The 21564-nt window shown below is 60.5% G+C and carries 23 protein-coding genes; 15 read left to right on the forward strand and 8 right to left on the reverse strand.

The genetic code is table 11. From position 1 onward, the window contains the following. The first annotated feature begins 2 nt into the window (after positions 1 to 2). The 3 genes from ACFJIU_RS00845 to ACFJIU_RS00855 are packed head-to-tail and all read left to right on the forward strand — an operon-like array spanning position 3 to position 2115. Positions 3 to 599, forward strand: coding sequence for a DUF995 domain-containing protein (locus ACFJIU_RS00845; RefSeq protein ID WP_379066671.1), 597 nt, complete (start codon positions 3 to 5; stop codon positions 597 to 599). 15 nt (positions 600 to 614) lie between these two features. After that, positions 615 to 1577, forward strand: a complete 963-nt coding sequence (locus tag ACFJIU_RS00850) for a glycoside hydrolase family 26 protein (protein WP_379066673.1) — start codon at positions 615 to 617, stop codon at positions 1575 to 1577. Positions 1578 to 1602: 25 nt separating this feature from the next. Continuing rightward, positions 1603 to 2115 carry a DUF995 domain-containing protein gene (locus ACFJIU_RS00855; protein WP_379066675.1) on the forward strand — a complete coding sequence of 171 codons (513 nt, stop codon included), beginning with the start codon at positions 1603 to 1605 and terminating at the stop codon, positions 2113 to 2115. Between the two features lie 156 nt (positions 2116 to 2271). Here the strand turns inward: ACFJIU_RS00855 and ACFJIU_RS00860 are convergent, their stop codons facing one another. Continuing rightward, on the reverse strand, positions 2272 to 2607 hold the full coding sequence (locus ACFJIU_RS00860) for a hypothetical protein (protein WP_379066677.1): 336 nt from the start codon (positions 2605 to 2607) through the stop codon (positions 2272 to 2274). 322 nt (positions 2608 to 2929) lie between these two features. On the opposite strand from ACFJIU_RS00860, the gene ACFJIU_RS00865 reads away from it, so the two are divergent. The 9 genes from ACFJIU_RS00865 (at position 2930) to ACFJIU_RS00905 (ending at position 12909) form a co-directional block, all read left to right on the forward strand. Beyond that, positions 2930 to 3511: a DUF3088 domain-containing protein gene (locus ACFJIU_RS00865; RefSeq protein ID WP_379066679.1), complete on the forward strand. Its 582-nt coding sequence runs from the start codon at positions 2930 to 2932 to the stop codon at positions 3509 to 3511. A 164-nt stretch (positions 3512 to 3675) separates the two neighbouring features. Further along, complete coding sequence (locus ACFJIU_RS00870) at positions 3676 to 4662, forward strand: MsnO8 family LLM class oxidoreductase (RefSeq protein ID WP_379066681.1); 987 nt, start codon at positions 3676 to 3678, stop codon at positions 4660 to 4662. A 33-nt stretch (positions 4663 to 4695) separates the two neighbouring features. Then, entirely contained in the window at positions 4696 to 6048 is a 1353-nt protein-coding gene (locus ACFJIU_RS00875; RefSeq protein ID WP_379066683.1) for an LLM class flavin-dependent oxidoreductase, read from the forward strand. Continuing rightward, the gene (locus ACFJIU_RS00880; protein WP_379066685.1) at positions 6048 to 7277 is read left to right on the forward strand and encodes a M20 aminoacylase family protein; all 1230 of its coding nucleotides are present in this window, start codon (positions 6048 to 6050) and stop codon (positions 7275 to 7277) included. Before ACFJIU_RS00875 ends, ACFJIU_RS00880 begins: the two co-directional genes overlap by 1 nt. Further along, positions 7274 to 7795: a GNAT family N-acetyltransferase gene (locus ACFJIU_RS00885; RefSeq protein WP_379066687.1), complete on the forward strand. Its 522-nt coding sequence runs from the start codon at positions 7274 to 7276 to the stop codon at positions 7793 to 7795. The genes ACFJIU_RS00880 and ACFJIU_RS00885 overlap by 4 nt, the downstream gene beginning before the upstream one ends. A 177-nt stretch (positions 7796 to 7972) precedes the next feature. Beyond that, on the forward strand, positions 7973 to 9772 hold the full coding sequence (locus ACFJIU_RS00890; protein ID WP_379066689.1) for an ATP-binding cassette domain-containing protein: 1800 nt from the start codon (positions 7973 to 7975) through the stop codon (positions 9770 to 9772). 100 nt (positions 9773 to 9872) lie between these two features. Beyond that, a complete protein-coding gene (locus ACFJIU_RS00895; protein WP_379066691.1) occupies positions 9873 to 10814 on the forward strand; it encodes an ABC transporter substrate-binding protein in 942 nt (313 codons plus the stop codon). Between the two features lie 75 nt (positions 10815 to 10889). Next, positions 10890 to 11822, forward strand: a complete 933-nt coding sequence (locus ACFJIU_RS00900) for an ABC transporter substrate-binding protein (protein ID WP_379066693.1) — start codon at positions 10890 to 10892, stop codon at positions 11820 to 11822. Positions 11823 to 11868: 46 nt separating this feature from the next. Beyond that, positions 11869 to 12909, forward strand: coding sequence for an LLM class flavin-dependent oxidoreductase (locus ACFJIU_RS00905; RefSeq protein ID WP_379066695.1), 1041 nt, complete (start codon positions 11869 to 11871; stop codon positions 12907 to 12909). Between the two features lie 45 nt (positions 12910 to 12954). On the opposite strand, the gene ACFJIU_RS00910 is transcribed toward ACFJIU_RS00905, so the two are convergent. Together ACFJIU_RS00910 and ACFJIU_RS00915 are read right to left on the reverse strand one after the other, a co-directional pair. Beyond that, positions 12955 to 13128, reverse strand: coding sequence for a hypothetical protein (locus tag ACFJIU_RS00910; protein WP_186307092.1), 174 nt, complete (start codon positions 13126 to 13128; stop codon positions 12955 to 12957). A gap of 248 nt (positions 13129 to 13376) precedes the next feature. Continuing rightward, positions 13377 to 13775 (reverse strand): VOC family protein, encoded by a 399-nt coding sequence (locus ACFJIU_RS00915; protein ID WP_379066697.1) that lies wholly within the window; start codon positions 13773 to 13775, stop codon positions 13377 to 13379. Between the two features lie 98 nt (positions 13776 to 13873). Between ACFJIU_RS00915 and ACFJIU_RS00920 the strand changes: the two genes are divergently transcribed. Beyond that, positions 13874 to 14581 (forward strand): helix-turn-helix transcriptional regulator, encoded by a 708-nt coding sequence (locus tag ACFJIU_RS00920; protein ID WP_379066698.1) that lies wholly within the window; start codon positions 13874 to 13876, stop codon positions 14579 to 14581. Positions 14582 to 14660: 79 nt separating this feature from the next. On the opposite strand, the gene ACFJIU_RS00925 is transcribed toward ACFJIU_RS00920, so the two are convergent. The 4 genes from ACFJIU_RS00925 to ACFJIU_RS00940 all read right to left on the reverse strand — a co-directional run bounded on the left by ACFJIU_RS00925 (position 14661) and on the right by ACFJIU_RS00940 (position 18862). Then, positions 14661 to 15779: a porin gene (locus tag ACFJIU_RS00925; protein WP_379066700.1), complete on the reverse strand. Its 1119-nt coding sequence runs from the start codon at positions 15777 to 15779 to the stop codon at positions 14661 to 14663. 453 nt (positions 15780 to 16232) lie between these two features. Then, a complete protein-coding gene (locus ACFJIU_RS00930; protein WP_379066702.1) occupies positions 16233 to 16661 on the reverse strand; it encodes a MarR family winged helix-turn-helix transcriptional regulator in 429 nt (142 codons plus the stop codon). Positions 16662 to 17017: 356 nt separating this feature from the next. Further along, positions 17018 to 18082: an ATP-binding protein gene (locus ACFJIU_RS00935; RefSeq protein WP_379066704.1), complete on the reverse strand. Its 1065-nt coding sequence runs from the start codon at positions 18080 to 18082 to the stop codon at positions 17018 to 17020. Between the two features lie 84 nt (positions 18083 to 18166). Next, complete coding sequence (locus ACFJIU_RS00940) at positions 18167 to 18862, reverse strand: response regulator (protein WP_379072878.1); 696 nt, start codon at positions 18860 to 18862, stop codon at positions 18167 to 18169. 248 nt (positions 18863 to 19110) lie between these two features. On the opposite strand from ACFJIU_RS00940, the gene ACFJIU_RS00945 reads away from it, so the two are divergent. Continuing rightward, positions 19111 to 19374: a DUF6074 family protein gene (locus tag ACFJIU_RS00945; RefSeq protein WP_379066706.1), complete on the forward strand. Its 264-nt coding sequence runs from the start codon at positions 19111 to 19113 to the stop codon at positions 19372 to 19374. A gap of 476 nt (positions 19375 to 19850) precedes the next feature. Here the strand turns inward: ACFJIU_RS00945 and ACFJIU_RS00950 are convergent, their stop codons facing one another. Then, positions 19851 to 20525, reverse strand: coding sequence for a GntR family transcriptional regulator (locus ACFJIU_RS00950; protein WP_379066708.1), 675 nt, complete (start codon positions 20523 to 20525; stop codon positions 19851 to 19853). Positions 20526 to 20643: 118 nt separating this feature from the next. Here ACFJIU_RS00950 and ACFJIU_RS00955 point away from each other — a divergent pair, with 118 nt between their 5' ends. Beyond that, positions 20644 to 21564 (forward strand): substrate-binding periplasmic protein, encoded by a 921-nt coding sequence (locus ACFJIU_RS00955; RefSeq protein ID WP_379066709.1) that lies wholly within the window; start codon positions 20644 to 20646, stop codon positions 21562 to 21564.

Here is a 21564-nt window from a genome sequence, read left to right on the forward strand (position 1 = left end):
GGATGAACAGTCATCACATCGATTGCCTGCGGCGCGGTGGTGTTGCACCTGGCGCATGGCTGTTGACGGTCGCGGCTTTCGGCCTCGCGCTGTGTTGTGGAACGGCGACCTCTGCCGCCGAGCCAGGCGCGCTGCCTGCCCAAGCGAGAGCCATGACCGCCCTCGAACTCTATGACCTCTACCGGGACAAGACCTGGCAGTGGAGCGATGGCGCGGGACGCTTCCAGGAAGAAGGTCGCATTTTCCGGGCCTGGTCTGGCAACGGAGCCAATGCCAGTTGGGCAGAGGGACGTTGGACCCTGACCAATGACGGGCAGTTGTGCCTGCGGGCTGTGTGGCACGGCTCCAGCGGCAGCTCCCCCAACAAGACCTGCTTCCGCCACATGGTTCATGACGGCACGGTCTATCAAAAGAAGGAACCGTCCGGAGGCTGGTACGTGTTCAGGCACACGGCGCCGGACAAGGACGACGAGTACGGAAAGCTCGTCAAGCAAGACACAGTGAGCGCCAAGGTGATGGCCTACCGGCCGGTGGCGCAAGCGACAGAAACCCCAAAATTCGCACCATTGCCGACGCGGGCGCCGGTCGGTGCGTTTTGACAGTGGAGAACGACAATGAAGAGGAAACTTGCAGCTATCGCGCTCTCGTGCGCGGGACTGATGCTGACTGGGGTAAGCCTGGCGGCCAACAAACGTCCACTTGGAATCCCCAATGAAAACTCGGCGACGGCAACCATGCCTTCCGACAAGCGTCCAGTGATCACCCCGACCTCTGTCGGCTTTGGGGCTTATGACCCCCATGGTGATTTCGGCACCGACGCCAACTCGAAGATCGAGCATCTGTTCCTGCCTTGGGAGGACGTCGACCTTCGCACCCTCGCACTGGCGGACGACTACGCGCAGAAACGCGGGCGGTCGCTGCTGGTCACCGTCGAACCATGGTCGTGGTCGCCCAACTGGCGGCTGTCTTCATCGCAACTGTTGCACAGCATCCTGAGCGGTGAACGCGACGGCTACATGGCCGCGGTCTGCTCTGAAGCGGCCAAGTTGAAGAGCGATGTCACCATCCGCTGGGCACAGGAAATGGACGAGACCAACAACCAGTTCACCTGGGCGCACTGGAATCCAGCTGACTATGCGAAAGCCTACCAGCGCATGGTGACCGTGTGCCGTGAGCACAACAAGACCGCCAAATACATGTGGTCTCCATTGGGGAACGCAGGGCTGGAAGCATTTTATCCGGGCACGAATTTCGTCGACATCGTCGGCCTGTCGGTGTTCGGCTATCAACCCTACGACCAGGGTGTCGTCGGTCACGAAACGAGTTTCGTCGAGCAGATGCGGGAGAAGTACGCCCGCGTCAAAGGCTTCGGCAAACCGATCGTGGTTGCAGAGCTCGGTTATGAAGGGGATGCCGGATACGTCAAGGATTGGGCGCAGACTGTCGCCAAGTCCTATCCCGAATTTCCCGAGCTGAAGGCGATCGTCTATTTCGATGACCGCGAGGTCTATCCGTGGCCGAAGGGATATGGCCTGCCCAACTGGCGTGTCGTGCAGACGCGCGAAGCATCCAACTGATGAGAACCAGGGCGGGAGAAAAGAGATGACCATTGCACAGAGACTGATCATGGTTGCGGCATTGGTCGGCGCGGCGGGGGCCGCGACGGTTGCCGCTTCGGCCGCGCCAAGCGCTGCCACGATCAGACAGGCCGAACCGCTCAGCAACGAAGATCTCTATCGGCTCTACAGCCAGCGGTCGTGGATATGGAAAGACGGCGCCGGGTATTTTGCCGTGCCGCAGCGCCGTTTTTCGGCATGGACTGGGAAGGGCAAGGACGCTTCGTATGGGGTGGGAAGCTGGTTCATTGCCGATGCAGGCCGGCTTTGTTTCAGAGCCGACTGGTACGCCAAGAGCGGCGCCGCGCCAGCCCTCACCTGCTTCAGCCACCGCAGGAAGGGCAACGTCATCTACCAGAGGCGTGAGCCCAAGGGCGATTGGTACGTCTTTGCAAACGCGCCGGTCCGGAAGGGTGATGAAATCACCAAGCTGCGTCGGGGCGACTATGTCGTCGCGAAACTGGGCAAGGTCGAGGACAAACTGACACTCGGGCGCTGACCCGAGCAATTCCAGGAAAAGTGTGTAACGGTTTTCCGTCCGGAATTGCGTACAAACAAAGAGCCTGAGCGTTCCCGTGTTTCCGTGAAAAACGGAAACGCTCCAGTCCGGCAGCTGTTCGAGCAGCTGCCGGTTCCCTCTTGAGGACATCTGGCGTCAGGTTCTGAGGAAACAGTGCGAGGTCTGCCCGAAGCCGCTTGGCGAGCAGATATGCGGCGCGCGACCATAGAATCGCACGTTATCGGAAATGTTCTGCGTGCTCTTGGCCACCGCAGCGCGGCGGCTGACCGTCGCGATCCTGCTTTTAGGCTTGATGACCTCCGCCGTGAAGGCATGGCTCGTCTGCGTGGTAACGGACACGGATCTTACATTGCTGTCGGTAATGGAGTTGCAGCCCGATAGGGCCATTGCCACGATCGCGGCACAAAGCAGCGGAACCGTGTGAAGCTTACTGCCGGCCCGGGAGGGGGCAGCCTTCGAAATCGAAGCCATCCTGTCATTCCTCATTGGTTGGGGCATGCACGTATGCAACCAAGAGATACACCGAGTCGCTTAAGACACCGTGGAAACAACGCTGCAAATGCACAGCTTTCGCGGAGCCTGTTCTTAACGACTTGCGTGGAAGTGGGCGACGGTTCCGTACTGCTACAGCGGCACCGTCTTGATTGCCGGGGCCTTCTAGCGTCGCTCTCCCTCGCCCGACAGTAAAAAATAATCGCAGCGCGAAACAATCGAAGAGTGTGGACGTTGGAAGAAGCCTCCGTCCGCCCTGCTCGGATGATGGATCGCTTACCGTGCCTCGGTGAGGCGGTCATTGCCGTGCAAAGAAACATTCACAGGCGCCGTTCCGAAACTCTGGCCGACGGGGTCCGCGCAAAAAACATTCGATATCGATGGCATGGAAAGAGGCGTTTTTCTTTCCCATGAACTCAATTTCCGTAACGATTATCGATATCGAACATTGAATGGCGACGGCCCCTTCCGGTTTCATTGCCCGGGAGAAGTACGGTCTTCCGGAGAACGGGATATTGCCTTGACAACAACCGACCAGCAAAAACCGCGCCTTTTTCTGCTTTCTCCCAATTTTGAGGATGCGGCATATCCTGAGCAGCGCTTCTTTTGTCGCCATTCGGCGCTGGTCGAAGGGGTCATTGCTTCGTTTCCGGTACTTGAGGATCTGCTGGATATCCGACGGATCGATTTCAAACGGCCGCGTGCAGAGGTTGTTGCCCTGGTCGGAGAGGCGAACCGGGCATTGCCTGTTCTCATACTCCGGTCCGGTGAAACATCGGGACAGGCTTCAGGTGAAGCCGGTGGCAGGCAGTTCGTTGCTGGTGCCGAACCGATCATCGCAGCTCTTGTGGAGCGCGAACTCATCCCGCCGCCTCATCCCTAGAGGTCGGGTGGGAGCCTTTCAGCGAAGTGAGCGGGGCATTCCGAATTTCGCTCATCCGCTGAAAGGCTTTTCTCCATAAGCGGTCAATTTCGCCAAATAGACTATAAAGTCTATAGAATTAATCGACTAAAATCCCGGGAATACGCGATCAGAAAGGGGATGACATGTCCTACGTCCTGAGTGCACTGGATAAGAGCCCGCTTGCCGGCCAGGACAGTCCGACGGATGCCCTGAAGCGCACCATCGCATTGGCACAGCTGGCGGAGCGCCTGGGCTACCATCGCTTCTGGGTGGCCGAGCATCACAATGTTCCCGACCTTGCCAGCTCCTCGCCGGAAATCCTGATCTCCCATCTGCTCGCCCACACCAACCGTATCAGGATCGGTTCGGGCGGTGTCATGCTGCAGCACTACAGCGCCTACAAGGTGGCGGAGAACTTCAACCTGCTCGCGTCGCTGGCGCCAGGCCGCGTTGACCTTGGTGTCGGCAAAGCGCCAGGCGGCCTGCCGCTGTCGACCCGTGCACTGCAGGCAGATCGCGATCCGTCCCGCAAGTCTGACTTTGCGCAGCAGATCGCGGAATTGGGTGCCTATCTTGACAGGCAAGGGCCGGTGGAAGGGTTGGCCGCAACGCCCTTGCCGACGATTGCGCCGCAGCGTTTCCTGCTCGGCGCCAGTGTCGAGAGCGCCGAACTTGCCGCGGCACATGGCTGGGAGTTTGTTTTTGCCCGCCACCTCAACGGTGACGATGCCCTGCTCGATGCGGTCGCGTCGACCTATCGCAGCATTGCCGGTAAGGCGCCGATCGTCGCCGTATCGGCGATCGTTTCGGAATATGCCGGCGAGGCCATTGCCGAGGCGGAAAACACCAAGCTGTTCAAGGTGCATGTGCCGGGTGCCCAGAGCGTAACGGTCGGCAGCGCGGAGCAGGCCGAGGAATATGCCCGTCAGGTGGGCGCCGCCGAGTATCGCATCGAACCGAAGCAATCGAGCGTGATCGCCGGCACGCCCGATCAGGTGTGGTCCGAATTCGATCGCCTGGCAGATCGTTACGGCATCGCCGAATTCATCGTCGAACCGGCCGTCAACGGCTCGTGGCGTCTCGCCACGCTGGAGCTCCTGGCGCGTCGACGCTCGGCTGTCGCCGCGTAAGGCGCAACCCGACCAGGAAGAAGGATTTCGCGCATGAGTGAAAAACGCATTCCATTCGGCATCATGCTGCAAGGCCCCGGGGGGCATATGAATGCCTGGCGGCACCCCAGCGTGCCGGCCGACGCCAGCACCAACTTCGACTACTATGTCAGGACTGCCAGGCAGGCCGAAGCCGCTGGTATCGCTTTCGCGTTCGTCGCCGATGGGCTCTACGTCAACGAACAGTCGATCCCGCATTTTCTCAACCGGTTCGAGCCGATCGTGCTCCTGTCGGCATTGGCCGCGGCGACGGATCGCATCGGCCTGGTCGGAACGCTTTCCACATCCTACAGCGACCCGTTTACCGTCGCACGGCAGTTCGGTTCGGTGGATCTGGTCAGCGGCGGCCGCGCCGGCTGGAACGCCGTTACCTCCCCTCTCGAGGGGTCGGCCAGGAACTATGGCCGGGACAAGCATCCCGAGCATGCGCTGCGCTATCAGATCGCCGCCGAGCATATCGAGATCGTCAAAGGCCTGTGGGATTCCTGGGACGACGATGCCTTCGTGCGCGATCGCGAGACTGGCCAATATGCCGATTTCTCCAGGATGCATCGTCTGAACTACAAGGGGCGGTTCCACTCGGCGGAAGGGCCGCTCAATCTGGGCCGCTCCGCCCAGGGACAGCCGGTGCTGTTTCAGGCCGGCGCCTCCGAGGACGGTGTGTCGTTGGGCGGCCGTCATGCCGACGCCGTCTTCGCCGGCGCCGACTCCTTCGAGGAAAACCAGGCGCTTTCCCGGCGGCTCAAAGATGCTGCCGTGGCGCATGGGCGCGGTGCCGACGACATCAAGATATTCCCGGGCATTGCACCGATCGTCGGAGCGACCGAGGCAGAGGCGGAGCGCAAATATCAGTTGATCCGCGATCTCGTCAGCGTGCCGGAAGCGCTGCGCTATCTCGGCCGCTTCTTCGATCATCACGATTTCGCGGCCTATCCGCTCGATGAGCCGTTCCCCGATCTGGGCGATATCGGCCAGAACAATTTCCGTTCGACCACCGATCGTATCAAGCGGACCGCAAGAGAGCGGGGGCAGACGCTTCGGGAGGTCGCCCTGGAGGTTGCCACGCCGCGTACGCGCTTCATCGGGACACCGGAAAAGGTGGCGGACGAGATCATCCGCTGGGTCGATGGTGGAGCTGCCGACGGTTTCGTTCTTTCGTTCCAGGTGATCACCGAAGGTCTCGATGACTTTGCCGAACACGTCCTGCCACTGCTCGAGGCGCGCGGCCGACACAGCAATCAGCTCGCTGGCGCGACGCTGCGCGATCATCTCGACCTGCCCTTCAAGCAGAGCCGCTACAACCAGTCCGCCGAGGAAGCCAAATCCGCAGCGGAGCGCGCGGCCTGATGACCATTCATCAAGCCGCTCCGCTCAAGGATGACGTCGCGTCGACGCTGCTTGCCTATCGTGACGAATTCGTCGCTCTGCGGCACAGGCTGCATAGCGAGCCGGAAATGGGTTTTCGCGAGGTGAAGACCTCGGCGCTGATCGCGGAACTGCTGGAATCCTGGGGCTACGACGTAACCCGCGGCGTCGGCAAGACCGGCGTCGTCGGCACGTTGCGCAATGGCGCTGGCGATGCCTCGATCGGCATCAGGGCCGACATGGATGCTCTGCCGATCCTGGAGGCGACGGGCCTGGCCTATGCCAGCACGACATCAGGCACCATGCATGCCTGCGGCCATGATGGTCATACGACGATCCTACTGGCAGCCGCGCGATACCTTGCCGAGACGCGGAAATTCTCCGGGACGTTCCGGGCGATCTTCCAGCCTTCGGAAGAGGGTGGCGCCGGTGCCCGCGCCATGATCGCCGACGGCCTGTTCGACCGGTTTCCCGTCGACACGGTTTTCGGGCTGCACAACTGGCCTGGCGTGCCGGCCGGCCAGTTCGGTTTCCGCTCCGGCCCGACGATGGCTTCGGTCGACCTTGTCATCATCCGTGTCATCGGCAGGGGCGGCCACGGTGCAAAGCCGGCGCAGGCGGTCGATCCGGTTGTTGCAGCGGCCTCGCTGGTGCTGGCGCTGCAGACGGTCGTCTCGCGCAACGTAGATCCGCTCGAGACCGCCGTGGTGACCGTCGGCACCATCAATGGCGGCATTGCCGCCAATGTCATTCCCGACAGCGTCGAGCTGAAACTGACGGTTCGCACCTTCAACGAAGCGGTGCGAGAGCAGATCAAGGCCCGCATCATCGCCTTGGCGGAAGCGCAGGCTGCAAGCTACGGCGCGCGTGTCGAGATCAGCTATCCGCGCGGTTATTCCACGCTGGTCAATCACGAGCGAGAGACGGCATTCGCGCGACGGGTTGCTTCCCGGCATTTCGGTGAGCGCCGGCTGGAGACGGATTTCCGGCCGATCACCGCCAGCGAGGATTTCGCCTTCATGCTGCAGGAGCGGCCAGGCAGCTACCTCTTCATCGGCAACGGCGACAGCGCCGACCTGCACAGCCCGCGCTACGACTTCAACGACGAGATCCTGATCGATGCCGCCGGCTACTGGGTGCATCTGGTGCAGGACTATCTGGCCGATCGCAACGGCAGCCATCCAACTCCTGAAGGAACCGAGGTGCCATGACCGACGGCTTTCTTTATACCACGCCACTCGATCCGCGCGCGCAGCCGCTGATCGAGGCCCTTACCTGGGAATATGAGACACGCTACGGCAACTACTGGGGTGAACCGGCCGGTGCAGAAATGGCTCGCTATCCTGCCGAGCTGTTCGCGCCACCGCACGGCGCTTTCGTCCTGCTGATGCGCGGCGGCACGGCCATCGCCGGAGGCGCCTTCAAGCGCTACGACGAGCGCACCGCCGAGCTCAAGCGCGTCTGGACACATGTCGATCTGCGCCGGCAAGGACTGGCGCGTATCGTGCTGGCGGAACTCGAAACGCAAGCCGTGCGGCAAGGCTACAGCAGGATCTACCTGACGACCGGCTTTCGCCAGCCAGAGGCTGCGGGTCTCTATCTCAACAATGGTTACACCGCGCTGTTCGACACGACAGTCGATCCGGAGATCCACGGCTCGCTTCCCTTTGAGAAGGACCTCAGCGCACTGGTGACAGGCGTGGCTGAGCCCATTCGCAAGGCAGGGTGAGTACATATTTCACGAAGAGGTTCTGTAATAATGCATGGAATTTGGATGGCAATGTCAATTCGAAGTGAAAACTTGAAAAAACTTGCCGTGACCGAGAGAAAATAATTCTGAATATAAAATCATAAAACCGAGAAAATCTGGCGATATACATACTTTTTCTGGAGAGGCGGAATCGAAATGACAACAGTTACGGATGTTGGCGACATTTCCGCTGCCGGGCGATCACGATCCATCGAAAGCCACACCGGCTATAAGGTCGTGCCGGCCAAGCATCACTGGCGCACGGTCGGCACGATCGTCGCGGTTCTGGTGATCGCGGCCACACTGCATTCCGTCCTGACCAATCCACGCTGGGGCTGGGATGTCTTTGCGAAGTTCTTCTTCTCCGAACCGGTGCTGGTTGGCCTCGGCCGCACCTTGCTTCTGACGGTGCTCGCTTCCGCGCTCGGCTTCCTGCTCGGTACGGTGCTGGCCTTTGCGCGTGTGTCGACCTCACCGCTGCTGTCGGGCGTATCCTGGGCCTATATCTGGTTCCTGCGCTCGATCCCGCTGATCGTGCTGCTGCTGGTTCTGAACAATCTCGGCTACCTCTATCCGACCGTCGATGTCGGCGTGCCGTTCACCAGCATCCTGTTTGCGCAATACAACACCGTCGAGGTACTCAGCCCGTTTGCGGTGGCGCTGATCGGCCTCAGCCTCAACCAGGCCGCTTTTTCGGCCGAGATCATTCGTGGTGGCATCCTGTCGGTCGATCACGGACAGCATGAGGCCGCTGCCGCGCTCGGACTGTCACGGCGGCGGCAGGCGCTCAACATCGTGCTGCCGCAAGCGATGCGCGCGATCCTGCCCAGTGGCTTCAACGAGATCATCGGCCTCGCGAAATCAACCTCGATGGTCTATGTGCTCGCCCTGCCGGAGCTGTTCTACACAGTTCAGGTCATCTACCGCCGCAACCTGGAAGTCATCCCGCTGCTGATGGTGGCCACGGTATGGTACCTGGTCATCATGAGCGTGCTCTCGCTCATCCAGATCGCGATCGAGCAGTATTACTCCAAGGGTGCCACCCGCAAGGCGCCAGGCCCCGTGTTCAGGCGCATTGCCGCATTCCTGTCGGGGCTGCCCTTCGGACCGGTTTTGGTCGGGAAGCAGATTGCGGTGGAGACGAAGCAGGCCGTCGTCCGCAAGCCCCTGGCTGCCGTCAATCTGGGCGATCGTGGTGCCGGCCGCATCGAGATCCGCGATGTCAGCAAGCGCTTCGGTACCCTGACCGTACTCGACCAGGTCAGTCTCACTTTGGCACCGGGAACGGTCACGGCCATTATCGGCCCGTCGGGCGCCGGCAAGTCGACGCTGCTTCGCACGATCAACCATCTTGAACGCACGGATGAAGGCTTCATTTCGATCGATGACGAGTTGATCGGCTATGCGCGCGACGGCAACGTGCTCTACGAACTGAAGGAAGGCGCCATCCGCCGCCGCCGTTCGGCCGTCGGCATGGTGTTCCAGAATTTCAACCTGTTCCCGCATCTGACGGTGGTCGAGAACATCATCGAGGCACCCGTTTCCGTGCATGGGATTCCGCGTGCCGAAGCGATCGAAACCGCTCTCGACCTTCTGGCCCGGATCGGGCTCTCCGATAAGGCCAATGCCTATCCGCGCCATCTGTCGGGCGGCCAGCAGCAGCGTGTGGCCATCGCCCGGGCACTTGCACTGAGGCCGAAGGTCCTGTTGTTCGACGAGCCGACCTCGGCGCTCGATCCGGAGCTGGTCGGCGAAGTCCTCGACGTCATCAAGGAACTGGCGGATTCCGGCACGACCCTGGTGATCGTCACCCACGAAATCGGCTTCGCCCGCGAGATCGCCGACACCGTCGTCTTCATGGAAAGCGGCAAGGTGGTCGAGGTGGCGCCGCCGGCCAAACTCTTCAGCGAACCGGCCCATCCGCGCACCCGCGCCTTCCTGGCCAAGGTTCTCTAGCCCGCATTCTTTCCTTCGCCAGTCACATGTCCGGAGCACCGGCGCGCCCGTCCTTTCGTGACGGGCAAGGTATCGTACGTCTCGAAACAGGAGCAGGCACATGACATTCCATCGCAGTCGGTTTTCCTTCGTAGCAGCGGGGCTCGCCAGCCTTGGGCTGTGGGCGACGACATCCATGGCGGCCGAGTTCGATCTCAGCCCGGAACAGCCAACGCGCATTCATGCCGAGAAGAGCGAAAAGGCGATCGCGGCGATCCCTAAGGACTACAAGTTCGTCGAGCCCGGCGTCCTGACCATCGGCATCAATCCGTGGGATCCACCGGTCGCCACCTATGCAACCGACGCCAAGGCCGTCGTCGGCACCGACCCGGACCTGGCGGTTCTGCTTGCCGAAACGCTGGGTCTCAAGCTCAACCTTGTCGCCGTTGCGTGGGAAGACTGGCCGCTCGGCCTGTCCTCCGGCAAGTTCGATGCCGTCATCAGCAATGTGACGGTGACGGAGGAGCGCAAGGAGAAGTTCGACTTCTCCACCTACCGGCAGGATGTGCTGGGCTTCTATGTGAAGAAGGACAGCGCAATCACGTCGATCAAGGAGCCGAAGGACGTTGCCGGGCTGAAGGTCATCACGGGGGCCGGCACCAACCAGGAGAAGATCCTGCTGGAATGGGACCGCGAGAATGTTGCTGCGGGCCTGAAGCCGGTTGAGGTGCAATATTATGATGACCGCGCTGCGAGTCAGCTGGCGATCCAGTCGGGCAGGGCGGACGCTGAATTCAATCCGAATGCTACCCTGGCCTATGGCGCGGCAGTGAACGGCGGAACCAAGCTGGTGGGCGTCGTCAGCGGCGGCTGGCCGCGTACCGCCGAAATCGCGGTGGCCACCCGCAAGGGCAGCGGGTTGGCTGACCCGTTTACGGTTGCTGTCAACGAACTGATCGCCAGCGGCAAGTATGGCGAGGTCTTGAAGAAGTGGAGCCTGACCGAGGAGGCGATCGACAAGTCGGCCACCAATCCCCTCGGCCTGCCGAAACCCAACAGCTGAGTAGGGGCTGAAAGCCGCGGGCGTCTCGCACGCCTGCGGTCCAGTCCGCGGTTTATCTTCAGAAAGAGTCACGCCATGCTTTCCAGAACACGCCTTCTTGCTCCCGTTTTCCTGGCTACATTGCTTGTGGCTGCGGGTGCTGCCGCCACCGCCCAGTTCGATCTCAGTCCGGAGCAGAGTGGCCGTGTGCGCGCCGACAAGGACGACGTGCTGGTCAAGACCATTCCGAAAGATTTCCATTTCGTCGACGAAAGCGTGTTCACGGTGGCGGTGGCTCCGTCCGGTGTGCCGCCGATCGCCAGCTACGCCACGGATGCCGCGACCGTCATCGGTGCCGACCCGGATATCGCCCAGCTTGTCGCCGACAAGCTCGGCCGGCCACTGAAGCTGGTGGCCGTCGCCTGGGAGGACTGGCCGCTCGGCATTGTCTCCGGCAAATTCGATGCCGTCATTTCCAATGTCGGCGTGACCGAGGAACGCAAGCTCAAATATGATTTCTCCAGCTACCGGCAGGGCCTGCACGGCTTCTATGTCCGCAAGGACAGCCCAATCCAGAAGATCGCCGAGCCGAAGGACATTGCCGGGCTGAAGATCGTCACCGATCCCGGCACCATCCAGGAGAAGATCATTGTCGAATGGGATCGGCGCAACCGTGAGGCCGGGCTGAACCCGGCCGAGATCATCCTGTTCGACGACGAGGCGGCGTCGAACCTGGCGCTGCGGTCGGGGCGAGCCGATGCCGTCTTCAGCGTCAATGCGGTGCAATCCTATCAGGCTGCGGTGACCGGCGACGCGCGGCTGGTGGGCACCGTCAATGCCGGCTGGCCGCTGACCACGGATGTCGGCGTGGTAACGCGTCGTGGCAGCGGTATCGCCGATGTCGTCACGGCGGCGCTCAACGAAACGATCAAGGACGGCAAATACAAACAGGTTCTCGATAAATGGAACCTTGGGCCCGAAGCGATCGATCAGTCGAGGACCAATCCACCCGGCCTGCCGAAATACTGATCTCCAACCCGATGCGGAAACGTCCAGCCTGGCGCGAGTACAATCGATGACGAAGCCCATCATTCGACGTCTCGCTTTCCTCACGCCGGGCAATTATCCGGACAACGATCCAGCCGCCGGCTTCGAGAGGACGCTGCAGCTGTTCGAATTCGGCGAGGACATCGGTTTCGATGGCGCCTGGGTCAGGCAGCGTCATCTGGAACCCGGGATCTCGTCGGCCGCTGCCTTTCTGGCGGCGGCAAGCCAGCGTACCCGCAGGATCGAACTCGGCACTGCGGTCATCCCGATCGGATATGAAAGCCCTTATCGGCTGGCGGAAGATCTTTCGACCGTCGATGTCCTGGCGCGCGGGCGGCTCAATGTGGGATTGAGTGCCGGCACGCCACCGCACGCCGAGACGCTGGGGCCGCTGGTGTTCGATGGCGACTGGCGCGGTTTCGATTTTTCATATGAGCGGGTGCTGCGTTTCGTCCGCAACCTCAAGGGCGAGCCAATCGGCGCGCCCGGCGCGATCGTCGAATTTCCGGGCGGTCGCGTCACGCCGAGGCTCCAGCCCTATGCGGCTGGCCTTTCGGAGCGGATCTGGTATGGCGGCGGCTCGCTACGATCCGCCGAATGGGCAGGGCGCAGCGGTCTCAATCTCTTGATTGGCAATGTGACTTCGGGTGAGGGTACAGACAATTTCTTCGAAGCCCAGGTTCGGCAACTGGAAGTTTTCAAGGCTCAGGCCGGCCACGGTCGTGTCGCGCTCGGCCGTGTCATCGTCCCTTTCGATGGTGCCGACGCAGTGACGCGCCAGCGCTATCGCGCCTATGGCGAGGGCCGGGACGATAGGACAGGCAAACCACATGGCGAGCGGCGCACATTGTTCGCGCGCGATCTGGTAGGCCCATCACAGGCCATCGTGGAGGCGTTGCTCAGCGATCCCGTGTTCGCCGAAGTGGAGGAATTGCGCCTCGAACTGCCTTACAGTTTCCGGCACGAGGACTACGAGCAAATCCTGTCCGACGTGGTGGAGCACATCGCGCCGGTTTTCGGATGGGCGGAAAAGATTGCCGAAACAAAGTCGGCACCTGCTTCAGCCTGACAATTTGCGCGAGTCGGCGGCGTTCAAGATACCGTCTGGGCGGCGTCAGCGCTCGTCAACGTCGACACGCTCCTGGTCTTCGCTCGAGATGCTCGGTGCCATCCGATCATTATGGTCGGTATCGAAGGCCAGTTTGCGCTCCCAGGGATCGAAAAACTTGACGATCGAGCGCGCTGTTTTGGCCTTATGGCCAAAGTGGTTTTCTTTCATACTGAACATGGCGCAGGTTTCCCTTCTGCGTTACTCACCCGAAAAGCCGTCGAGTCGACAGGATATCCAGACGGCTTGCCTTGCAGTGTCTGCCCCCCCCGCACCATCAAGGCAGTCTACATCTAAACGGACCAAGATGAAGGCGCTTACTCCATTTGGGGCATCAGCCGTGACAATTACGTGTCTGTCTGTAACGTATTTGGCAGAATGCTGTGCTCAATCGGTAAATGCCACAGAGGCGCGGCTACCGGGTACGGTCACAGCACTCCGAACCGTTTCCTGGCGGCATCGGTGGCAGGCATGAACAATGCGACGATCGTGCCTTCGGGGTCGCGGAACTGCATCGAGCGGTTCCCCCAAGGCATCATCTTGGGTTCGTGCACCAGCTCGACCTTGCCCCTCAGCCGGTCAAACTCGGCATCGACGTTGTCGACTATGAATTCGATGATCGCCGTGCGGTTGGCGGATGGCTCGGCGCTGCCTTCCTTGAACAGGGCTACCGTCTCCGCACTGCCGATCGCAAGCGTGGCCGATGGCATGACGATCTCGGCAAAGACAGGGGCCAGCCACTCGGCGTGTTGGCCGGTCACCGTTTCGTAAAAGCCGACCATGCCTTCCACGTTGGAGGCGATCAGGCGAATGGATGCAAATTTCATCGTTTGTGATCCTTCATTTGGCGCGACGGATATGACGTCGCGACAAGCTTGTGGCACACGCCTGTTGCCACCATAATGGCAGCAGGAGTCAGCATCGCATGCGTCGTGCCGATCGATTGTTTCAGATCATCCAAATCCTGCGGCGGTCGACCCGCCCGGTGACCGCCGCGGCCCTGGCCGCGGAAATAGAGGTATCCAAGCGCACTGTGTACCGCGACATCGCCGACCTCATCGGCCAGAGGGTTCCTATCGTGGGGGAGGCTGGTCTCGGCTATCTGCTTGCTCCAGAATATGACATGCCACCGCTGATGCTGACGCCCGACGAGCTCGAGGCCGTCGTGTTGGGATCGCAATGGGTTGCGGCACGTGGCGACAAGGTTCTCTCAGCCGCGGCCAATGATGTCGTGGCCAAGATCGCGGCAGTCGTCCCCGAACGCCTGCGGCAGTTCATCGTCGCACCGAGTGTCGGTGCCAAGCCGGGAAGAACCATGTCGCCGGACCCGGTCGACACGACGGAACTGCGGACGGCGATCCGCGAAGGCAGGAAGCTGCGTTTGCGTTATCGGTCCGAAAATGGCGTGGAGACGGACCGCATCGTCTGGCCGGTTATCCTGGGCTACGATGAGGCGACACGGCTGATCGTCGCCTGGTGCGAGTTGCGGCAGGGGTTCCGACATTTCCGCACCGACCGGGTGATACAGGCCACCGTTCTTTCGGATGCCAATGGCCTGCGCAAAGGCGAGTTGCGTCGCCGCTGGGAGCTTTGGCGCGAACAGCAGCGCCGGGATCGAATTCAGCACGAGTGAGGTGCTGACTTTGTCCGCCAGCCAAAAGCTGGAACCCGGCCATTGGGCCGGGTTCCGAGATCCAATTCAGGACGACATTTTAGAAATCGCGCTGGAAACGAAGCACGCCGCCGACCCCGTCGCTCTTGGCGTGGTACTTGCTGGCAGACTTGTTGAAATAGTCCACTTCGCCGGTGATCGTGAACCCCGGAACCAGCTGATGCGCGATGTTTGCCGCCAGGGCGAAGGTCTTGCCCTGGTCATAGGAGGCCTGGATGTTGAACGCGGTCTTCTCGTTGAACTTGTAGGTACCGCCACCCCAGATGGCCCACTTGCCATCCCATGTCTTGTAGAAATTGCGCAGTGAGTTCTTCTCGGTGCCGTAGCCGCCGAGCACGAACAGCGAAATCTGATCGGTTGCCTTCACGTCCAGGCGGACCTTGCCGGCCCATTCTTCATAAGCGCTGTTGTAGGCTGCAACGCCGGAGATGGATCCCCAGCCCTGGGTGTATTTAGCGCCTGCGACCACGTGCGGAACGTAGCTGTCGATGGTCTGGTTTGCAGCCCTGGCGACCCACAGGCCGGCTTCATTCTTGACACGGGTATTGTAGCTGCCCGATCCCTGTTCCAGCGAGACGATCGCCGAGAAGCCGTTGCCGGCATCGAAGGTGTAGCTGATCAGGTTGGTGTCGTACTCGCCGAAGGGGATGAAATCGTCGTTGATGACGTTACCGGCATAACCCGAGAAGGTGTTGAAGGCCGATTCATCCTTACCGACACGCAGGCCGCCAAGCTGGATCCACGCGAAATTCAGCGTCACATCCTTGTTGCGGGCATTGGCGTTGTCGCCGCTGTTGCCGAAATTGAAGCGGGTTTCGGTATAGGTCTTCAAGGTGCCGTATTCGGTTTCCTGGCCGGTCCAGGTCTTCAGCGTGAAGCGGGCGTTCTTGGCATAGGTATCACGCTCGCGGCCATTCAGTCGGTCTGTCGTCTTGACGCCGCCAAAATCGCCGAGACCGACGTCATAGCGTACGTAACCACCGACGCGCAGGCAGGTTTCGGTGCCCGGGATATAGAAGTAGCCGGCGCCGTAGACGTCGCAGATCTTGACGTATTCCGCCGGCTCCGGTTCGGCGACGACGACAGCGTCGGCGGCGCGCGCACCGGAAACCGCGAGCAAAGCCGCAGCCGAGCCGAGGAGAAGGCTCTTAACGTTCATTTTCAAACTCCTGTCTTTGGAAAAGTGTCCTCGAAAAGGCAGAATCTTTTTCCTTTTCGAGCGAAGCCTTCGCATCGAATTCGGTCTTCGGCAAATTGATTTCAGTTTTTTCTGATTATTTCTCGTATAGTTTCTTCAAATGTTGTCACAATGACACTATTTATTTCGGAATCTAACCATATTCATATTTAAAGTCAGGAATCTAATTAAATTTATTTTACGACTTGTATTTATAAGAGTCGTCATTTGCTCGTCTTCGTAATATATAAAAACCACATCGACCTCCAGTCGATGGGGTGGTTCCGCATCGATGTATCCCCTGCAATCGATGCGGAGCTACCGTCTAATAAAATGCTGACCAAATCGGAGTATTGTTCGCCGACTAGATGAAGTTTTTCTGGATAGGTTTGTCGTCCCGCGCCCGATGGCGAAAGGAACGCAAAATTTTGCTAATCAGAATTTCGTGTTGCTTTCGCGCGCTCGATCCTGGCCCGGATGCGACGATCTTTCTCGCCTGTTGGCGAAAAAACGATTGGATTTCGGTTGTCGCATCGAAATGCGGCGAAGGATCTTGGTGGCGATTTCCAGCTCCGAAACATCGAAATCGGACAAGATGTCTTCATGCAGTTCGCAAAGCACGTCTTCGAGCTTGGCAGCCAGGGCGGTGCCTTCTTCAGTAAGCCAAAGGGCTTTTGCGCGTTGATCCTTCGGATCTTCGCGACGTTCAATCAATTTGGCAGCCTCAAGCTGGGTAATCATGTCGGCAAGCGTCGCTGCGCGGATGCCGATACTGTTCGCTACCTCGGATTGCCAGACGCCATTTCCCAGTCTTGAAACCCAAATCAAGGGCATTGCACGGGCTTCGGAAATGTCGTGGCGCATGAATTTCCGCTCTGCGTGGGAACGCCAGCATCTGTCAGCGCGAACCAATTCCGATACCAAGTCCCGACGCGCGCTATTCAAATCGAACCGCCTTTATTCCAAATGCACTCATATTCTTCGGGCAGTCCTGCTGACCCCTCCCGACTTCCCTTGCTCCAATGTCCAATCGAAAAGACGTCGCGGCATTGGAAGTGCATCTTCCACTCCAGGCTGCAAAGGTCGCGATTCCGTGAATGGTTCGTGGAGGTTCCGTGGAGGAAAGGCCTTTTGACGTCACATGGATGCCGACGAACGATCCTCTCATGCAAGCGGGCAAGCGCCGACAAGCAAGCGATTGTGAGCCGGCTGATCTTGTGTCAGGCAGAAACCGATTTCCCATCCATGCCAGGGGCAGGGGAAAGCGGCAGCGAAACCTCGATGACCAGACCGCCGCTTGGCGACGATCTGGCCACGGCATCTCCGCCATGCGCGCGCAGGACGGCTCTCACAATGGCCAATCCCAGTCCGCTGCCGCCACTCTTGCGAGAGCGGGATTCGTCCGCACGCCAAAATCGCTCGAACATTTTTTCATGGCTACCAGGAGGTACACCCGGACCGGAGTCGGAGCAGCGAATGATGCCGACCGAGCCGGAGACGAAGGTCTGCATGTGTACCGTGCTGTGCGGAGCGTAACGGCGCGCATTGTCGAGCACGGCCAACAACGCCTGGCGCACGCGATTGCGGTCAATTTTGCACGGAACGGACTGCAGGTGCCGTTCCAGCTTTATGTCAGCCGCCGCCATCTCCGGTTCCATGGCACCGGCAATAGCCTCGACCTCACGCGCCAGATCGACCGTTTCCAGCTTCAGCTCGAGATGGCCGGCGCTGGCTAGGCCAAGGGTCCGCAAGTCTTCGACGAGATATGTCAAACCGTCGACATGCGCGATGAGATTGCCGTACAGCTCTCTGGTCGGCGGAAAGACACCGTCGGCCAATCCTTGTAAACGCCCGCGGAGGATCGTCAGCGGCGTGCGCAGTTCGTGTGCGATGGCGGAGTTCGAGAACCGCAATTCGGATTCGGCGGTCTCCAGGCGCCAGGCCATCGCGTTGAAATCGCTGATCAGCGTTTCGGCCTCTCCAAAGCCATTCTGCACCACTTCGGCGCGGGCGCTGAAGTCCCCGCTGGTGATGGAGCGAAGCGCTTTGGCAACGGTTTCGAGGGGGCGTAGAATTCGACGCGCCAGTCTCCATCCGACGATCCCTGCTGCAACCAGGCTGATCGCGACGAAAATGGCAAGCGCGACGAAATCGGTGAATACCCAATCGCTCTCCTCACCCTGGATCGAAACGGGGACGAGCCATTCATAGTTGTAGTAGTAGAAAATCCCGCCGAAGAACATGACCGCGAGCGCCAGCAGCGTCACGGCACTGATCGACAGCATGACCTGACTGCTGAGGGTCCCTTTTTTCATCGACGTCCGGTCAATTGTTCGGCTTCGCAGCGGATATGGCGCACATCTGGCGTCCTAGCGATAGCTGGTGACCAGCTTGTAGCCTACCCCGCGCACTCCGGTCATGAGACCATCGGCTCCAGCCGCGGCAAGCTTGCGTCTCAGATTGCTAACATGGCTGTCCACCGTGCGCTCCAGTGCCTCTCCTTCAGGGAGGCACGCATCGACCAACTCGCTACGCTCGAAGACCCGGTTCGGTGAACTGGCCATGTGGGCCAGAAGGCGAAACTCGGTCCGGGTCAGCTCCAGCGAGACCTGACCCTTCACGGTTTCCACCGATGCCATGTATGCGTCGGGATCAACCGTCAGCGGTCCGACCCTGATCGCGTTTCCCGCATCTCTCCTCCGGGTTCGCCGCAGCACGGCCTTTGCGCGAGCGACAACCTCGAGGGGGTTGAACGGCTTGACGACATAGTCGTCGGCGCCGATGCGGAGAGCCTGCAGCTTGTCCAGGTCTTCGGCAAGCGCCGTGACCATGATAACGGGCGTGTCGCCTCGTCGACGCAGGGCGGCAAGCACCTCATAACCGTCCTGTCCCGGCATCTTCACATCGAGAATGATGATGTCGGGCCGAAGGCGCAGATGGTGCGCCAGTCCAGTCGGGCCGTCATTCGCGCTGACGGTCCGAAAGCCTTCCCGGCCGAAATAGGTTTCGAGAATGTCGACGATTTCGGGCTCGTCCTCGACGATCAGCACAAGTGCGTTTTCCATCATCATCGGCAAGTTGTCTTCCGGCGTACTGTCGCCCGGTGTTCCGTCGTCTGGCGATGGTTGGGCGGCAAAATTTCAAGAGCGCTCATGTCGCAGCCCGCCTAGACGGGCGCTTGACCGCGCTGCGTTCAGGATGTGTCGATATTGTGTGGAGTTTTTGTGGAGCGCCGAGGGCGTTTTGGAGAGGAAGCAAACCAGGTCTGAAGGAGCCTGAATAAGGGGGTCGGTTCACTGTTGGTAAACCATCCATGGCCGATCGTCCGGACATGGCTGAATTGATTCCCTTCCCTCTTCATTCTCGTGCAACCCTGGTCCGCTCGATCTCCGATGATTTGGAGGTCGTTCATGGTCCGAGCGCCAACGCGTTCTGGCGAGAGCGCATCGCTGGTATCGTCGCCGGGTTGCGCGCCGACGGTGTCACTGATGACGCGATCCGAACGGAGATCCTTGGCCTGCAGTCCGCTGTTCAATGCGAATTGCAGAGACGCGCCAGCTCGGCCGCTGCGGTCTAGATCTGATCCCTGCTGTCAAACACTGCTTGTTTGGCTGAGCAGCAATCGACGACTTCGCCCAAGTCTGAGACTTACCATCAACGCCTTTACACCCTGCATTCACGCAGGAAGGGATGAAGGGTGGTGGGGAAGACGTGCAGGTCGTCCTGGCGTTCTGTCATCCGGCCACGCATCCTGATGGCAGATGGCGGCACCGCCAGTGGAACCGGATCCTCTCGCAGAACTGGGTGCATGAGACCGTCACCGGCGGCCGAAAGCGCTTCCGTGTCATGGCTCCCGGACGGCCGCTATCACAACAAATGATATCAGACCGGCAGCGGTGCCTTCTTCGCGCTCTGCATCCACGGGCAATGGCTCTACATCGATGCGCTGGCATCGATTGGCTGAGCGGCAGAACCCGCAGTTCTTTCACCCAAAAGACCGGGATGGCAAGGTTGGCCGCGGATTGCCCAAGGATTGCCCAGCGCAGCCGGCATCTAGATAACCTTCCGCACATCCTCTTCAAAACTCAGGACATGATGTAGCGCGATGCGTTCGGCGGTTTCGCCGTCGCCGCGGCAGACCGCTTCGAGCATCTGGGTCTGCTCGTGCAGCACCTTATCCAGGCCAGACATCAGCTCGGGGAAGCGCCGTGTCGCCACATGCAGGATGCGCAGCGACAGGTTGTGGTAGTGGTCGAGCGTGTCGAACAGATAGGGGTTCTTGGCGGCGCGGTAGATGAAGCGGTGGATGCGGCGGTCGAGCGCCAGCAGCGGCTCGGCTTCGGGCGGGTTCGAAAAAGCCGCGAGTTCTTCCAGCAGTTTGCGCGCTTCGCGCCGTTCCGGTTCGCGCAGGCGCTCCGCCGCCAGCCGTGTCGCCCAGGACTCGATGGTGGCGCGCGCTTCGTAAATCGCCGATAGGTCGCTGATGTCGATCTTGCTGACGGACGTGCCGCGGCGGCCGTTGACATCGACGAAGCCGTCGCGTTGCAGCCGCAGCAGCGCCTCGCGCACCGGTGTGCGGCCGACGTCGAGCCGCTGCATCAATTCGCTCTCGCGCAGCAGCGTGCCCGGCGCCAGCTTCACCGTGATGATGTCTTCCCGCAGCTGCAGATAGGTGCGCTCGGCCAGCGTCGCGCCGGCCTCGTCTTCCTCATGCATCCACGCGTCCATCGCCCTGTCTCCGCTGCGCCGGCGCCCGATCGCCGGGAATCGCTTGACAATGGATATGTATAATATACTGATCGATATATTACAAATATATTGATCAGATTGCAGGGAGGTATCGGTCATGAAAAAAAGGAATTTTTCGTCGTCGTCGCTTAAGGGAGGTTTCGCCGCTGTGCTCGGCTTCGGCATGGGATTGCTTGGCGTGTTTCCGCCTGCCTCGGCGGAGGATCTGGAGACGCTGAAGCCGGGTGTGCTGCAGGTCACCATCCAGCCCTACATGCCCTATACGGCGATGAAGGATGATAAGCTGGTCGGGCTGGACAGCGATATCCTCGCCACGGTTGCCAACAAGCTCGGCCTCAAGATTGAAGTCAACGTCACCGATTTTCCCGGCATGCTCGCCTCGGTGCAGTCGCGACGCGCCGACATCACGATCGGCGGCATCGCCTGGTCGGATGCGCGCCAGAAGGTCGGCCTGTTCACCGATCCGCCCTATTATTCGCCCCCGGCCATGGCTGTCGCAGGCTCCGACACATATCCGGACGTCAAGAGCCTGGAAGGCAAGGATCTCGGCACGGTCACCGGCTATGTCTGGGCGAAATCGATCGCCCAGGTGCCGAATGCCACGCCGCATACCTATCCTTCGGCCGACAGTGTGTTCCAGGACCTTGCGTCGGGCCGGCTCAATGTGGGTTTCCTCGATCCGTTGCTGATCGTCTACCAGCAGAAGCAGCGGCCGGACATGAAGTTCCGCGTCGAATACCTGACGCCGCCGACTGCCGACGAGGTCAAGGAGTATCCCGACTACCAGTATTTCCAGCCCTACATGACCGGCTTCTACCTGCCCAAGGAAGCGCCCAAGCTGGCCAACGCGGTCTCCGACCAGATCGATGCCATGTACAAGGATGGCTCGCTTGCCGCGCTTATCACCAAATGGGGCGGCGACCCCAAACAGTTCCTGGTTCCGTCGCCGGAGATGGCGGCGCAGCGCCGTGGCGTCGATCGTCCCGCGGACTGGTCGCCGCCCTCGATCGCGCCTTGA

This window comes from Mesorhizobium sp. UC74_2 (genome assembly GCF_042701485.1).
GTDB lineage: Bacteria > Pseudomonadota > Alphaproteobacteria > Rhizobiales > Rhizobiaceae > Mesorhizobium.